Consider the following 14,311-nt stretch of genomic DNA (forward strand, 5'->3'; position numbering starts at 1 on the left):
AAATGTCATTAATTAGCATGCACGGCGCATGGCTGTCCTTCAGCGATGCGCCACTTCTCGACGATACAGAACTGCACATCGAAGACAACGAACGCGTCTGTTTGGTGGGCCGTAACGGCGCGGGTAAATCCACGCTGATGAAGATCCTCAACCGTGAGCAGGGTCTGGACGATGGGCGTATCGTTTATGAGCAGGATCTGATCGTTTCTCGTCTGCAACAGGATCCGCCGCGCAACGTCGCGGGCAGCGTCTATGATTTTGTCGCCGAAGGGATCTCCGAGCAGGCCGAATACCTGAAAGGCTATCACGATATTTCGCATCTGGTGATGACCGATCCGAGCGAAAAAAACCTCAAAGAGATGGCGCGCCTGCAGGATTTGCTGGATCACCACGGCCTGTGGCAGCTGGAAGACCGCATCAATGAAGTGCTGGAGCAGCTTGGCCTTGAAGCCGATATGGCGCTGGCGTCTCTGTCTGGTGGCTGGCTGCGTAAAGCGGCGCTTGGCCGCGCGCTGGTCTGCGGGCCAAAAGTGCTGCTGCTCGATGAACCGACGAACCACCTGGATATCGAAACCATCGACTGGCTGGAAGGATTCCTGAAAACCTTCAATGGCACCATTATCTTTATCTCGCACGACCGTTCGTTTATCCGCAATATGGCGACACGCATTGTCGATCTCGATCGCGGCAAGCTGGTCACGTATCCGGGCGATTACGACACTTATCTGCTGGAAAAAGAAGAGAACCTGCGCGTTGAAGAGCTGCAAAACGCCGAGTTTGATCGCAAACTGGCGCAGGAAGAGGTGTGGATCCGTCAGGGCATCAAAGCGCGTCGTACCCGTAACGAAGGCCGCGTGCGTGCCCTGAAAGCGATGCGTAACGAACGCAGCCAGCGCCGTGAAGTGATGGGCAGCGCGAAGATGCAGGTCGAAGAGGCCTCTCGCTCCGGCAAAATTGTCTTCGAAATGGAAAATGTGAACTATCAGGTCGACGGCAAAGTGCTGGTGACCGATTTCTCCGCACAGGTTCAGCGCGGCGATAAAATTGCGCTGATCGGCCCGAACGGCTGCGGTAAATCCACGCTGCTGAAATTGATGCTGGGCCAGTTACAGGCTGACAGCGGCCGTGTTCACTGCGGGACTAAACTGGAAGTGGCCTATTTCGATCAGCACCGTACTGAGCTTGATCCTGAAAGAACGGTGATGGATAACCTGGCAGAGGGCAAGCAAGAGGTAATGGTTAACGGGAAACCGCGCCATGTGCTGGGCTATCTGCAGGACTTCCTGTTCCATCCAAAACGCGCCATGACGCCTGTTCGCGCGCTCTCCGGTGGGGAACGTAACCGACTTCTGCTGGCCCGTTTGTTCCTGAAACCCAGCAACCTGTTGATTCTCGATGAACCGACGAACGATCTGGATGTCGAAACCCTGGAACTGCTCGAAGAGCTGATCGACGGCTATCAGGGCACCGTGATGCTGGTGAGCCACGACCGTCAGTTTGTAGACAACACCGTCACCGAATGCTGGATTTTTGAAGGCGAAGGTCGTATTGGTCAGTATGTGGGCGGTTATCAGGACGCGCGTGGGCAACAGGCGCAATCCTTAGCCCATAAACAGTCCAAATCTAAAACGGGCTCGCAACCGTCTGTCGCAAAAGCAGAAACTGTCAAAAAGCCGACGGTCAAAATGAGCTATAACCTGCAGCGCGAACTGGAAGGGTTGCCGCAGCGTCTTGAAGAGCTGGAAACGCAACTGGAAGCATTACAGGCTCAAGTTGCTGATGCATCCTTCTTTAGCCAGCCACACGACTATACTCAGAAAATATTGGCAGAGCTTTCCCAGGCCGAAAAGGCGCTGGAAGAGGCATTTGAGCGCTGGGAGTACCTTGAGGCACTCAAAAACGGCGCATAAACAGGGATACCCGATGTGTGATCAGCACCATGCCGACCGGCATATTTTATGCTCGCAATGCGATATGCTCGTGGCGCTGCCTGAGATGGGTCACGGACATAAGGCGGCATGCCCCCGTTGTGGGGCAACGCTGACGACAGAGTGGGACGCGCCAAGGCAGCGTCCCACTGCTTATGCGCTTGCGGCGCTGTTTATGCTGCTGCTCTCGAATCTTTTTCCGTTCATCTATATGAAAGTCGGCGGGATGACCAGCGAAGTCAATTTGCTGGAGATCCCAGGCGTCATGTTCTCGGAAGATTACGCCAGCCTTGGCACCTTCTTTCTTCTCTTTGTGCAAATCGTTCCGGCGTTTTGTCTGGTCGTGATTTTATTGCTGGTAAACCGCGTCCGGATGCCCATTAAAGTCAAAATCCTGCTTGCCCGAATTCTTTTCCAGCTGAAAAGCTGGGGGATGGCGGAGATTTTCCTCGCGGGGATTTTGGTCAGTTTTGTGAAGCTGATGGCCTATGGCGATGTCGGCATCGGCAGCAGTTTTGTTCCCTGGTGTCTGTACTGCATGCTACAGCTGCGCGCCTTCCAGTGCGTCGACCGTCGCTGGGCCTGGGATGATATTGCGCCTGCGCCAACGCTAAACCAGACGGTTAAGGTGGGCGTGCCCGGGATTCGCCAGGGATTACGCTCCTGTACGTGCTGCACCGCCATTCTGCCTGCTGATGTGGAAGAGTGCCCGCGTTGTGGCACCAAGGGGCATGTGCGGCGCAAAAACAGTCTGCAATGGACGATGGCCTTACTGGTCACCTCCATCATGCTTTATCTGCCGGCCAATATTTTACCCATCATGATCACCGATCTGCTGGGAGATAAAATGCCTTCGACGATCCTGGCCGGAGTGGTGTTGCTGTGGGGTGAGGGATCTTATCCGGTGGCGATGGTGATTTTCATTGCCAGTATTATGGTTCCCACCTTAAAGATGATCGCGATTGCCTGGCTGTGCTGGGATGCCAAAGGCCATGGAAAGCGCGACAGCGAACGCATGCATCTGATTTATGAAGTCGTCGAATTTGTTGGCCGCTGGTCAATGATCGACGTGTTTGTGATTGCCGTTCTCTCCGCGCTGGTGCGCATGGGTGGACTAATGAGTATTTATCCCGCTATGGGCGCGCTGATGTTTGCGTTGGTCGTTGTCATGACGATGTTTGCGGCCCTGACTTTCGACCCGCGTTTATCCTGGGATCGTGAGCCAGAGTCAAGCCATGAGGAAGAGTGAAAGCATGGAAAATAAGAGTGGAGAGGCGAAAGTGCAGAAGGTCAAGAACTGGTCGCCGGTGTGGATCTTCCCCATCGTCACAGCGCTGATCGGAGCCTGGATCCTGTTTTATCATTACAGCCATCAAGGGCCGGAAGTGACGCTGATCACGACCAACGCCGAAGGCATTGAAGGGGGCAAAACCACCATCAAGAGCCGCAGCGTTGACGTGGGTGTCGTTGAGAGTGCGACGCTGACTGACGATCTCACGCACGTTGAAATCAAAGCGCGCCTTCATTCCGGCATGGAGAAGCTGCTGCATGACGATTCCGTTTTCTGGGTGGTCAAGCCGCAGGTCGGACGCGAAGGGATTAGCGGCCTGGGGACGTTGCTTTCCGGGGCTTACATTGAGCTTCAGCCCGGTGCAAAAGGCAGTCAGCCTGGACATTATCAACTGCTGGATGCACCGCCGCTAGCGCCACCTGACGCGAAAGGTATTCGCGTGACCCTCGACAGCAAGAAAGCGGGGCAGCTCAGCCCTGGCGACCCAGTGCTGTTCCGTGGTTACCGCGTGGGCTCCGTGGAAACCAGTACCTTCGATGCGCAAAAACGCACCATCAGCTATCAGCTGTTTATCAATGCGCCAAACGATCGTCTGGTGACCAGCAACGTACGCTTCTGGAAAGACAGCGGTATCGCGGTGGATCTGACGTCGGCGGGGATGCGTGTCGAAATGGGTTCTCTGACCACGCTGTTTGGCGGCGGGGTGAGTTTTGACGTGCCTGAGGGGATGGATCTGGGGCAGCCAGTTGCGCCGAAAACCGCGTTCAGACTGTTTGACGATCAGAAAAGCATTCAGGATGCGCTTTATACCGATCATGTCGACTATCTGATGTTCTTCAAGGACTCTGTTCGTGGCCTGCAGCCAGGTGCGCCGGTGGAATTCCGCGGTATCCGCCTGGGTACAGTAGGTCAGGTGCCGTACTTTGTGCCGGGTCTGAATCAGGTACTGGATGACGACTATCGTATCCCGGTGTTGATCCGCATTGAACCAGAACGGTTACTGGCCCAGATTGGTCAGAACCAGGATATCGGCACGCATATTAATCAGCTGTTGAGTCGCGGGTTACGTGGCTCGCTGAAAACCGGCAACCTGGTGACGGGCGCCCTGTATGTGGATATGGACTTCTATCCGAAAGCGCCAGCGATTACCGGTGCGCGTGAATTCGGTGGTTATACCATTATCCCAACCGTCAGCAGCGGTCTGGCGCAGATCCAGCAGCGCCTGATGGAGACTCTGGATAAGATTAACAACCTGCCGTTGAATCCGATGCTTGAGCAAGCGACCAACAGCCTGACGGAAAGCCAGGCCACGATGCGTCGTCTGCAAACCACACTGGATAACATCAACAAAATTACGGCTAACCAGTCGATGCAGCAGCTTCCGCAGGATATGCAGAAAACATTGCGTGAGCTTAACCGCAGTATGCAAGGCTTCCAGCCAGGCTCGGCGGCGTACAACAAAATGGTGGCGGATATGCAGCGCCTGGATCAGGTCCTGCGCGAACTGCAGCCGGTTCTGAAAACGCTGAATGAGAAGAGCAACGCGCTGGTATTTGAAGCGAAGGACAAAAAAGATCCTGAGCCGAAGAGGGCAAAATAATGAAAAAATGGCTATTAATCGTCGGAGCACTGGTTTTAACGGCCTGTAGTTCAGGAAGCGATACCAAGAATTACTACCAGTTGCCGATGGGGGCTCAGACGGGCGGTCAAAGCAGCGCCAGCCAGGGGCATCGTCTGCTGTGGGTTGAGCAGGTCACGATCCCGGATTCCCTCGCCGGCAACGGTGTGGTGTATCAGACCAGCGACGTGCAGTATGTGATTGCGAATAACAATCTGTGGGCCAGCCCGTTGGATCAACAACTGCGCAATACGCTGGTGGCGAACCTCAGCAGCCACCTTCCGGGATGGGTTGTAGCCTCACAGCCTTTGGGCAGCGACCAGGATACCCTCAACGTCAATGTGACGGGTTTCCATGGACGCTACGATGGCAGGGTGGTGATCAGCGGTGAGTGGCTGCTGAACCATCAGGGGCAGCTGATTAAGCGCCCGTTCCATCTTGAGCTGAAACAGCAGGAGGATGGTTACGACGCTATGGTGAAAGCCCTGGCCCAGGGCTGGGCACAGGAATCTGCCAGCATCGCCCAGGAGATTTCTCGCCTGCCATAAGCAAAATTCATGATGTTAAGCCGCCATCCGCGTTTCGCTGATGGCGGCTTTTTTTTCGGTTTTTGTTCAGGCTGTTACTTGTTCCAGCTCACAATTTTTGTACAAATGATCTTCTGTGTAGCTCACAAATATGACACTGGCGTGAATTTTGCGCATTGACGCATGGCGTGATTCGGGTTATTCGTTATCTGTGTTTGCACGTTTTGCATACACTGTTTTCTTTCCACCAGACCAAAGAATGAGGGAAACGAGGCATGAAGAGACAGAAACGAGATCGCCTGGAAAGGGCTCATCAACGTGGTTATCAGGCTGGCATTGCTGGACGCTCAAAAGAAATGTGTCCTTATCAGACGATAAATCAAAGGTCACAATGGCTGGGAGGCTGGCGAGAAGCCATCGGAGACAGGGTACTTCTTGCTTGATAACGTCTCTTTAAAAACAGAAACCTCCGCCATGCGGAGGTTTCGCCTTAGTTGCTTAAGACCGACTTAAGCAAAATCAGAACGCGGAAGTGTCCTGGAACAGACCGACTTTCAGGTCACTGGCGGTATAGATCACACGGCCATCAACCAGCACTTCGCCGTCTGCCAGACCCATCACCAGACGACGGTTCACAATGCGTTTGAAGTGAATACGGTAGGTAACTTTCTTCGCGGAAGGCAGAACCTGACCGGTGAATTTCACTTCACCCACGCCCAGCGCGCGGCCTTTGCCTTCGCCGCCCAGCCAGCCGAGATAGAAGCCAACCAGCTGCCACATCGCATCCAGGCCTAAACAGCCAGGCATTACCGGATCGCCGATAAAGTGGCAACCGAAGAACCACAGGTCTGGATTGATATCGAGTTCCGCTTCCACGTAACCCTTGTCAAAGTTGCCGCCGGTTTCGGTCATTTTCACGACACGGTCCATCATCAGCATGCTAGGTGCCGGTAACTGCGGGCCTTTAGCGCCGAACAGTTCACCACGACCAGAGGCAAGAAGATCTTCTTTTGTATAGGATTCGCGTTTATCTACCATGTTCTCAGTAAGCCTTATTTTAGTGAAGCACGCAGGATAGCTAACACGTGTACGCTGAACAAGTCCGATCAGTTCGGGCTAAACCAGCTTAACCAGCGTAACGGCCATGGATAACGATGACGAGCATCCTGTTGCATCGCCTGAGCGATACGCTCCTGGATAGTTTGCATCAGCGTTGTTTGCACTTCGCCATCCCAGACCTGATTTGTCAGTAAGGGTAGCGCATCCGTGACATCGTCGATGGCCCAGATACTGAATTGCTCTGCATCCACCGCATCCAGTACCGCCTGGCTCAGGCTCAGATGACGTGCGTTTGGCGCAGGAATAATCACGCCCTGTTTGCCACTCAATCCACGCTGCTGGCAAATAGAGAAGAAGCCTTCGATTTTCTCATTCAGACCGCCAACCGGCTGAGCGCGACCAAACTGATCGACAGAGCCGGTGATAGCAATGCTCTGGTTAACCGGCACATCCGCAAGCGCACTGATAACAGCACAAAGCTCGGCCATAGACGCGCTGTCGCCGTCCACTTCACTGTAAGACTGCTCAAAGGTCAGTGAGGCGGAGAAGGGCAACTGTTGCTCCAGCTGAAGCTGTGACATCAGGAAGGCCTGCATAATCATCATGCCTTTAGCATGAATGTTCCCGCCCAGCTCGGCTTTGCGCTCAACGTCAGTAAATTCGCCGTCACCAATGTGGATGACGCAGCTGATACGTGAAGGTTCGCCAAAGGCACGCGGATGACCAGGGAACTCAATGACGGACAGGGCGTTGATTTGCCCCACACGCTCGCCTTCGGTTTCCACGAGGATCTGTTCCAGCAGGATTTCGTCCTGCATACGATCCGCGAGATACCCTTCCCGCCATTCGCGCTGTGCCAGCATCTGGGCGAACTGCTCACCGGTAAAAGTACCTGACCCGCTAATGACGCCCGTTTCGCGCAGTTGCTTGCTGATCCACAGCGGACAGAGCGGCAGAGTTTCCTGATCGCCTGTATCACGTGCAGCTTCACGAATAAGACCTGTCCAGGCATCTGCGGCAGGGATCGGAAGAGCATAACGTGCCGCGACGGCCAGCACCCATTGGCACCATTGTGTCACGTCGTCTGCATCGGCGATCTGGATGTTATCTTCAAATTCGGTGTAAACGGCCTGATCGGCAAGTTCCGGCTCCATCTCCTGGAAATCCGCCAGAGACTCACGATCGCCTGTCAAAATTACTTTCAGTGACAGAGGCATCGATGGAATGGCGACAGGCAACGGGCGGGACTCATCATAGGCAATCCAGTCGAAACGCTGATGCGCCACAATGTTCTTCAGACGCATCCACAGCAACGGCTGTGCAAGCAGCGTTCGCAGAGAGATGATCAGGACACCGCCGTTGGCTTTGTGCACCAGGCCCGGCTGGATACTGAGCTGACCGTTAAAGTGACGAAGACAGCCAAACAATTGCTCCGCTTCGGCCCACTCGGCGGTAATGACCTCGCCGGTAGCGGCAAAATTGTCATCAGCCTGCGTGGCGGGTTCGAAAGTGACATCACTTCCCACGATACGATATTGTCCGCCAAAAACGGTGTCCGTTTCTGGTTGCAATTGACGCACGGCATCGGCCATCAGAGCCAGGTATTCAGCTTCTTCTGGCGCCTTCAATAACATGAAGGGGGAGGTTGTCCATGGGCTTAACGTCTGCTCAAGCGCGTAATGTAAACGCGGTTGCGTATCGCTAAGGATGAAGTCGTGTTCTTTTGCGAGGTCTGGCTGTGCAAACAGTTCCTGATAGCTCTCAGTATCAGGAACCAGGTCACGCCATGCTAGTTTCGTAATGGTCAAAGTTGATGTTTTTTAGTTAGATGTAAAACGGTGGATTATACCGCAAGCCTTGACCCATTCCCACGTGGTATTAGGGATTTCAGGCGGGGAATGCGCGGTAAGGGGTCACTGGATATGATTTCTTTTCAGCAGATTGCCAAAAAACTGATATTCTGAACATAGTTACGAGGTAACACTGAGATCGCGATGAAATATCAACAACTGGAAAATCTCGAAAGCGGCTGGAAATGGAAGTATCTGGTCAAAAAGCATCGAGAAGGCGAGCTGATCACCTGCTACATCGAAGCCAGTGCTGCAAAAGAAGCGGTAGATCTATTGCTGACCCTCGAAAATGAGCCGGTGCAGGTCAACGGCTGGATCGAGAAACACATCAATCCTGCTCTGCTAAACCGCATGAAGCAGACCATTCGTGCGCGCCGCAAACGCCATTTCAACGCGGAGCATCAGCACACGCGTAAGAAGTCTATCGACCTGGAGTTTATGGTCTGGCAGCGATTAGCGGGGCTTGCTCAACGGCGCGGGAAAACCTTATCGGAAACGATCGTGCAGCTCATTGAAGATGCGGAGCATAAAGAGAAATACGCGAGCCAGATGTCTACGCTTAAAAATGACCTTCAGGCGATGCTGGGTAAAAAATAGTTTCTCATTTTCTTCAGCCAATAAAAAACCCCGCATAGCGGGGTTTTTTTATAAGACGATAACTTATGCCGCAGGCTGAGTTACAACGTCTTTGATACCTTTAACTTCGATCTCAACGCGACGATCTGGTGCCAGGCAGTCGATCAGTGCAGCGCGAGCTTTCACGTTGTCACAGGTATTGCCAGTCACTGGGTTAGATTCGCCCATACCACGTGGGGAGATCTTGTTAGCTGGGATACCTTTAGATACCAGGTAATCAACTACAGACTGAGCACGTTTCTCGGACAGGTTCTGGTTGTATGCGTCAGAACCGATACGGTCGGTGAAGCCCAGAACAACTACAGAACCATCTTTAGGGTCGAGGTTGCTCAGCTGGGTGTACAGCTGATCCAGTGCCTGCTGACCTTCTGGTTTCAGAGTTGCTTTGTTGAAGTTGAAGAGAACGTCAGACTTCAGAGTGAAGTGCTTGGTCTGTACTTCTGGAGCTGGAGCCGGAGCTGGAGCAACGATCGGAGCTGCATCTTCCTGCTGGCCGAAACGGTAGGAAACACCTACGCTCAGCATGCCGTTGTCAGGACGAACGCCAACGGTGTTACCGTCGCCGATGTTGTTAACCCACTGGTATTCCAGACGGGTAGCGATGTCACGGGTCATTGCCCACTCTACGCCACCAGCGAATACTGGAGAAACACCAGTGTCGTGGTCGTCGCCAGCAACACTGTTGCTGGAGTCAGCGCGCCATACCATGCCGCCCAGACGAGTATAAACGTCCAGATCGTCAGTCACTGGGTAACCCAGTTTAGCGGTCAGCTGTACGCCTTGAGCTTTGAATGCGCCGTTAACGTTGTCGCCTTTGTATGGCATACGACCTAACCAGTCGTAACCCATTTCAAAGCCAACATACGGGTTAACCTGATAGCCACCAAACGCACCTGCACCGAGCTGGCTTTCGTGAGTTGGGCCATCGTTGTTCAGGGAGCTGTTGTACCAGCCAGTGTCGTGGAACTGAGACCAGCCCAGTTTGCCACCTGCATACCAGGTATTATCTTTCGGAGCGGCCTGCGCTACGGTAGCGAAGCCAGCCAGTGCCACTGCAATCGCGATAGCTGTCTTTTTCATTTTTTGCGCCTCGTTATCATCCAAAAATCGCCATGAAGATCTCGTCGAGAAATCACGGTTAAATCCTTCACCGGGGGGCGAGCTCAAACTAGTAACTCTACCGATATCTTCGGCTTAGACCGAGCACCCCTGGCGATGTAAAGTCTACAACGTAGTTGAAAACTTACAAGTGTGAACTCTGTCAGGCATATGAAAAAAAAAGTTCCGTATACAAAATATTTAACATTTTTTGCGAGTATTTTATGCAGTAAAATTAACGGAAACCGCGCCAGACAAGCGTTGTCGAAGTTTTTAGTCAGGGAACTATTTGCACTTACGGCTGTCAAAAAAAGTTCCAGGAATACTCTTAAATTTACTCAATGATACAAATTAGAGTGAATTTTTAGCCCGGACAGGTGTCCTCTGCCGAGAGAATCAAGACGAATTGGGCGCATAATGAACCCGATCGCATCACCTTCTTCAGCAGCTTCAGCCAGACGAAAATGCTCTTCCTCCGTCAATTCCTCTGACAACCAACCGATTACCACACTGTAATTTCCGGTGCGCAAAGCGCGAACCATCGAATCAACCGTATGACATGGCGAAACCAGGCTGCTTTGCATCATTTTGGTGAGCGGCAGGCCCGCCGACTGTACCCATTCGCGGCTCAATTTCTGCTGCGGGGTTAGCCACAGCTGCCAGCGTGACTGCTGACCAAGTTGTTGTAAAAGCGGCAATAAAAGCAGCTGCGTCATCAAGGGCTGGTCTTCGCGATATACGATTTCACTGATCAAACCGGTAGAAACACGCCCGGAGGTTTTCTGCGCGCCATTACCCGCGGAAGAAGAAAAAGAGGTTAAGCGATTTGCATAGTTTGAAGTGTGCATAATCATTCCAGCCCTGTAGTTACTGTATGAATATACAGTAACCCCTGTACGTCTAAAGATCAACCTCATTTTCGGAAAGCGTCTCGCAAAATTGGTTCGATATTGGCGTGTCCTGCAAAATAATCTTGCCGAGTGACAATAAGTTTTCTATTTTCCTGCTAACGGATCCGGTAGTAAGAAAAACACATCGTTAATGTTTGATTTATATGGTGAATATCATGAAAAAGATATCTTATGAACGGATCTATAAGTCCCAGGAATACCTCTCTCCGTTGGGTGAAATCCATCATCGTGCCCTTTTCGGCGGGTATACCCTGGCAGTGAATGAAGCCGTGTTTGCGATGGTCTCTGATGGCGAGCTTTACCTGCGTGCCTGTGAACAAAGCGCTCAGTACTGTGTAAAACAGTCCTCTTCATTTTTAACCCTATTGAAACGGGGCAGGCCTGTACTGCTGAACTATTACCGGGTGGATGACGGGCTATGGCAGGACAGGGAAAGGTTATTGCAACTTTCCAGTTTTGCACTTGAAGCCGCCCGTCAGGAGCGCTCTCTACGGCATCAGAGGCGGCGACTCAAAGATTTGCCCAACCTGACGTTTCAAATTGAAGTGCTTCTCTGCGAAGCTGGCGTCACCAGTGAAACCATGCTGAGGGCGCTAGGGGCAGAGGAGTGCTGGCTGAAAATCAGGGCCAGAAATAAAAACCTGGGGATCAGAGTGTTGTTTGCGCTGGCGGGGGCAATAGAAGGAACGCATGAAGCTGCGCTCCCGACGGTCAGACGCCGGGAGCTAACGGAGTGGTTTAATGCGCTTCCTGTACTGCCGGATAGTCATTCCGATAGGTAGCAATCTGCTGCTGCAACCGGCAGATTTCGGGCAGAAGTGCAATGAGCAGACCGATTTGTTGGAGTATGAGTGGCGCCTTGTTATCCGTACCAGGATCGCAATGCGCAATGCGCTGGCTCAGTTCGTCTATGGCACTCTGCACGCGCGGTTCGTCTGCGGGACGATGATGAAGAGCATCGTCAACGTAGCATACCGCGTCATCCAACAGAGCGAGGATGTTCGGATCGGTTAGCTGCTCACGATGCGCGCCCAACGTTGAAATGTAACTGGTGAAGGTGTGGTTCAGACACAGCAGACGAAAGGCGACTTCCCGGATTTCTGCGGTAGCACGCGGCTCCGTTGACATGTTTGACACCACCGACGCCAGTTCTGCATCGCGGTTATGGGCATCCCGTCGGGCAATGCGATACGCCAGACGGTTATCGCGGCCCTGATGGTATTGCTCAAGGATCGCATCCAGATAGCGACAGTTCGCATTCATGGCGAGATCCAGGGCGCGTGGCAGATTGCGAAAACGCCAGTCCGGCCAGATAAAACTGACCGCGGCCCAGGCAATCGCGCAGCCTATCAACGTATCGATCACGCGTGGCAGGGCGACTTCGAACCCTTCGCCCAGCAGGTTAAAGCACAGCAGCACCAGCAGGGTAATAAACATGGTGGCATGGGCATACTGAACATTACGGAAGGCGAAGAACAGCACGCCCGTAATGACTATCAGGATCAGTTGCCCTTCAACGGAAGGAACAAAGTACAGCACCGGCAGGCCGATTGCGACGCCGACCAGCGTGCCGATCACGCGTAGCGCCAGTCGATGGCGGGTGGCGTTATAGTTCGGCTGGCAAACAAACAGGCTGGTGAGCAAAATCCAGTAGCCGTGATGCAGGCCGGTTATCTGGATAAAGGCGTAACCGACGCACAGCACGGCAGACATTCTCACGGCATGGCGGAACAGCGCCGATTCCGGTGTGAAGTTGCGGCTTAACCGCAGCCACATATCCGCGAAGCCGTGCGGACTGTCATCGGCAAGCTGATTTTCGACCTCGCTACCCGGCGCTGACAGCGCCTGTTCAGACTGAATTGTCGCGAGCTGCGCATCGATGGCGCGTAAATTGCTGAGCAAGAACCCCAGCGCTTTCATCTGTTCTGGCGATGTGCCGCTGGCCTGCACCCGGTCGAGTGCCGCATCAAGATGGCTGAACGCACGCTCGAAGCGAGGGTCATGCTGGTAGGGGGTACGCAACAGAATCGATCGCGCAAGTTGCTGGCAGGCCTGAGACTGCATCGACAGCATCCGCTGGAAGCGGAACATCACGTCGCTATAGCGAAACTTCTCGCGCAGCGCGGCGTACTGGATATGCGATGAACTGGCGCGCTCGTGTATATCCTGGGCGACGAAGTAGTAATGCAGCGTTTGCCGCGTGCCGCGCTGGCCGCGATCGCCACGAAGACGCGTCAGCAGAGAGGCTTTGGTTTGATTCAGCGTGGTAACCAACTGGCCGTTGGCCAGCGCCAGATCGTAAAGCGGCGCCTGGCTCTCTTCTTCAATGTCGGGATCGAAAAGCCTGGATTTAAGTTCCAGGTAGTGCGCCAGCTGCTCGTAGCTGCGGGCGAGATTATCCTGCAAGGGGCGAATCGGAAAGATAAGGTGACCGGTTAAGGTCAGCAGGTTATACCAGATTGCACCCACCAACAGCAGCAGGGGCTGCTGATACCACTGGTCGTAAAGGGAAACGCCCAGCATGGTATAGATTGCAATCAGCAACGCGCCAAAAGCAATGGTGGCGTAGCGCTGCCCCAGCCCGCCCAGCAAAATAAAACCGCTGGTGGAGATCATCAGCCCAAGGGCAAACAGCCAGGGCCACGGGAAAAGCAGTTCTACAGACGCGGAGGCGATGAAAAAGCAGATCAGCGTAATCACCAGGTTACGCAGCCGCCCGGCCAGACGATCGTCCAGATCCGCCAGTGCTCCGGCTACCACGCCCAGAGTGAGAGGGATCGTGAGTTTAATCTCACCCAGCCACCACGGCACGGCAGCCGCACCGCAAAGCGCGATAAAAATCCTGACGTTATAGAGCCAGGCACTGTTCCATGTGTATCTGCGAAGCAAAGGGCTTAGCATAAAGGCGGCGTATCCTTATTTACTGAAAACGACGACGGGCATTGGCTTCGCGTGCGGCCTGGGCGACTTCCACGGGAACCACGCGGCGACCGACGGGCCAGAGCGCAATCGCGGCAATCTTGAAGTTGGCGATACCGACCGGGATACCAATAATCGTAATACACTGGGTAATCCCGACCGCGATGTGCATCAGGCACAACCACCAGCCAAAGAAGATCAGCCATAAAATATTAAGCAGCGTGCCGCCCGTATTCATCAGCACACTTTTGCTGTCCGGGTTGAGTTCATCAACGTGAACCGCTTCATTTCCGTAGGGCACCAGCGAGAGTTTGGTGATCTCCCAGCACGAACGCGTCAGGGGAAGCGTGAAGATCAGCACGATGCTGATCAGAGTGGCGAAAAGCCAGGAAAGAGTGGTGGCAAAACCGCCAAGGACAAAATTCAAAATATTCAGAACGGTACGCATAAACCCTCACTTCCTTTCGATATGAT

General features: G+C 53.5%; 13 protein-coding genes. 7 read left to right on the plus strand and 6 right to left on the minus strand.

All coding sequences use genetic code 11. The features are described from left to right. Window positions 1–2 precede the first annotated feature (2 nt). From ABIE11_RS20240 to rmf, 5 genes are all read left to right on the plus strand, one after another. Window positions 3–1,910, plus strand: coding sequence for an ABC transporter ATP-binding protein (locus ABIE11_RS20240; RefSeq protein ID WP_429185243.1), 1,908 nt, complete (start codon window positions 3–5; stop codon window positions 1,908–1,910). A gap of 13 nt (window positions 1,911–1,923) precedes the next feature. Continuing rightward, complete coding sequence (gene pqiA / locus ABIE11_RS20245) at window positions 1,924–3,177, plus strand: membrane integrity-associated transporter subunit PqiA (RefSeq protein WP_100780690.1); 1,254 nt, start codon at window positions 1,924–1,926, stop codon at window positions 3,175–3,177. Window positions 3,178–3,181: 4 nt separating this feature from the next. Further along, window positions 3,182–4,819 carry an intermembrane transport protein PqiB gene (pqiB, locus tag ABIE11_RS20250; RefSeq protein WP_429185245.1) on the plus strand — a complete coding sequence of 546 codons (1,638 nt, stop codon included), beginning with the start codon at window positions 3,182–3,184 and terminating at the stop codon, window positions 4,817–4,819. Beyond that, a complete protein-coding gene (pqiC, locus tag ABIE11_RS20255) occupies window positions 4,819–5,385 on the plus strand; it encodes a membrane integrity-associated transporter subunit PqiC (RefSeq protein ID WP_429185246.1) in 567 nt (188 codons plus the stop codon). The genes pqiB and pqiC overlap by 1 nt, the downstream gene beginning before the upstream one ends. Window positions 5,386–5,639: 254 nt before the next feature. Then, window positions 5,640–5,807, plus strand: coding sequence for a ribosome modulation factor (gene rmf, locus ABIE11_RS20260; RefSeq protein WP_100780687.1), 168 nt, complete (start codon window positions 5,640–5,642; stop codon window positions 5,805–5,807). A gap of 76 nt (window positions 5,808–5,883) precedes the next feature. Here the strand turns inward: rmf and fabA are convergent, their stop codons facing one another. Together fabA and ABIE11_RS20270 are read right to left on the minus strand one after the other, a co-directional pair. Then, window positions 5,884–6,402 carry a bifunctional 3-hydroxydecanoyl-ACP dehydratase/trans-2-decenoyl-ACP isomerase gene (gene fabA / locus ABIE11_RS20265; RefSeq protein ID WP_064325594.1) on the minus strand — a complete coding sequence of 173 codons (519 nt, stop codon included), beginning with the start codon at window positions 6,400–6,402 and terminating at the stop codon, window positions 5,884–5,886. A 68-nt stretch (window positions 6,403–6,470) separates the two neighbouring features. Continuing rightward, the gene (locus ABIE11_RS20270; protein ID WP_429185248.1) at window positions 6,471–8,231 is read right to left on the minus strand and encodes an AAA family ATPase; all 1,761 of its coding nucleotides are present in this window, start codon (window positions 8,229–8,231) and stop codon (window positions 6,471–6,473) included. Between the two features lie 186 nt (window positions 8,232–8,417). On the opposite strand from ABIE11_RS20270, the gene matP reads away from it, so the two are divergent. Continuing rightward, entirely contained in the window at window positions 8,418–8,870 is a 453-nt protein-coding gene (gene matP, locus ABIE11_RS20275) for a macrodomain Ter protein MatP (RefSeq protein WP_100780685.1), read from the plus strand. A gap of 63 nt (window positions 8,871–8,933) precedes the next feature. On the opposite strand, the gene ompA is transcribed toward matP, so the two are convergent. Beyond that, window positions 8,934–9,989 carry a porin OmpA gene (ompA, locus tag ABIE11_RS20280; protein WP_123429141.1) on the minus strand — a complete coding sequence of 352 codons (1,056 nt, stop codon included), beginning with the start codon at window positions 9,987–9,989 and terminating at the stop codon, window positions 8,934–8,936. Window positions 9,990–10,345: 356 nt separating this feature from the next. After that, complete coding sequence (gene sulA, locus ABIE11_RS20285) at window positions 10,346–10,855, minus strand: SOS-induced cell division inhibitor SulA (protein ID WP_181827581.1); 510 nt, start codon at window positions 10,853–10,855, stop codon at window positions 10,346–10,348. Window positions 10,856–11,073: 218 nt separating this feature from the next. Here sulA and ABIE11_RS20290 point away from each other — a divergent pair, with 218 nt between their 5' ends. After that, window positions 11,074–11,700 (plus strand): TfoX/Sxy family DNA transformation protein, encoded by a 627-nt coding sequence (locus ABIE11_RS20290; RefSeq protein WP_100780904.1) that lies wholly within the window; start codon window positions 11,074–11,076, stop codon window positions 11,698–11,700. Here ABIE11_RS20290 and yccS read toward each other — a convergent pair. Next, window positions 11,657–13,819: a YccS family putative transporter gene (yccS, locus tag ABIE11_RS20295; protein WP_429185249.1), complete on the minus strand. Its 2,163-nt coding sequence runs from the start codon at window positions 13,817–13,819 to the stop codon at window positions 11,657–11,659. The genes ABIE11_RS20290 and yccS overlap by 44 nt on opposite strands. Before the next feature lie 19 nt (window positions 13,820–13,838). Beyond that, window positions 13,839–14,285: a YccF domain-containing protein gene (locus ABIE11_RS20300; RefSeq protein ID WP_429185250.1), complete on the minus strand. Its 447-nt coding sequence runs from the start codon at window positions 14,283–14,285 to the stop codon at window positions 13,839–13,841. Window positions 14,286–14,311: the final 26 nt, after the last annotated feature.

Origin of the sequence: Lelliottia sp. 489 (assembly GCF_050435885.1) — a bacterium.
Taxonomy (GTDB): domain Bacteria; phylum Pseudomonadota; class Gammaproteobacteria; order Enterobacterales; family Enterobacteriaceae; genus Enterobacter; species Enterobacter nimipressuralis.

Coding starts and splice junctions, on each gene's coding strand:
- fabA (WP_064325594.1), bottom strand. CDS start 6,402: ATGGTAGATAAACGCGAATCCTATACAAAAGAAGATCTTCTTGCCTCT.
- ABIE11_RS20240 (WP_429185243.1), top strand. CDS start 3: ATGTCATTAATTAGCATGCACGGCGCATGGCTGTCCTTCAGCGATGCG.
- pqiB (WP_429185245.1), top strand. CDS start 3,182: ATGGAAAATAAGAGTGGAGAGGCGAAAGTGCAGAAGGTCAAGAACTGG.
- ABIE11_RS20290 (WP_100780904.1), top strand. CDS start 11,074: ATGAAAAAGATATCTTATGAACGGATCTATAAGTCCCAGGAATACCTC.
- ompA (WP_123429141.1), bottom strand. CDS start 9,989: ATGAAAAAGACAGCTATCGCGATTGCAGTGGCACTGGCTGGCTTCGCT.
- matP (WP_100780685.1), top strand. CDS start 8,418: ATGAAATATCAACAACTGGAAAATCTCGAAAGCGGCTGGAAATGGAAG.
- yccS (WP_429185249.1), bottom strand. CDS start 13,819: ATGCTAAGCCCTTTGCTTCGCAGATACACATGGAACAGTGCCTGGCTC.
- rmf (WP_100780687.1), top strand. CDS start 5,640: ATGAAGAGACAGAAACGAGATCGCCTGGAAAGGGCTCATCAACGTGGT.
- pqiA (WP_100780690.1), top strand. CDS start 1,924: ATGTGTGATCAGCACCATGCCGACCGGCATATTTTATGCTCGCAATGC.
- pqiC (WP_429185246.1), top strand. CDS start 4,819: ATGAAAAAATGGCTATTAATCGTCGGAGCACTGGTTTTAACGGCCTGT.
- sulA (WP_181827581.1), bottom strand. CDS start 10,855: ATGCACACTTCAAACTATGCAAATCGCTTAACCTCTTTTTCTTCTTCC.
- ABIE11_RS20300 (WP_429185250.1), bottom strand. CDS start 14,285: ATGCGTACCGTTCTGAATATTTTGAATTTTGTCCTTGGCGGTTTTGCC.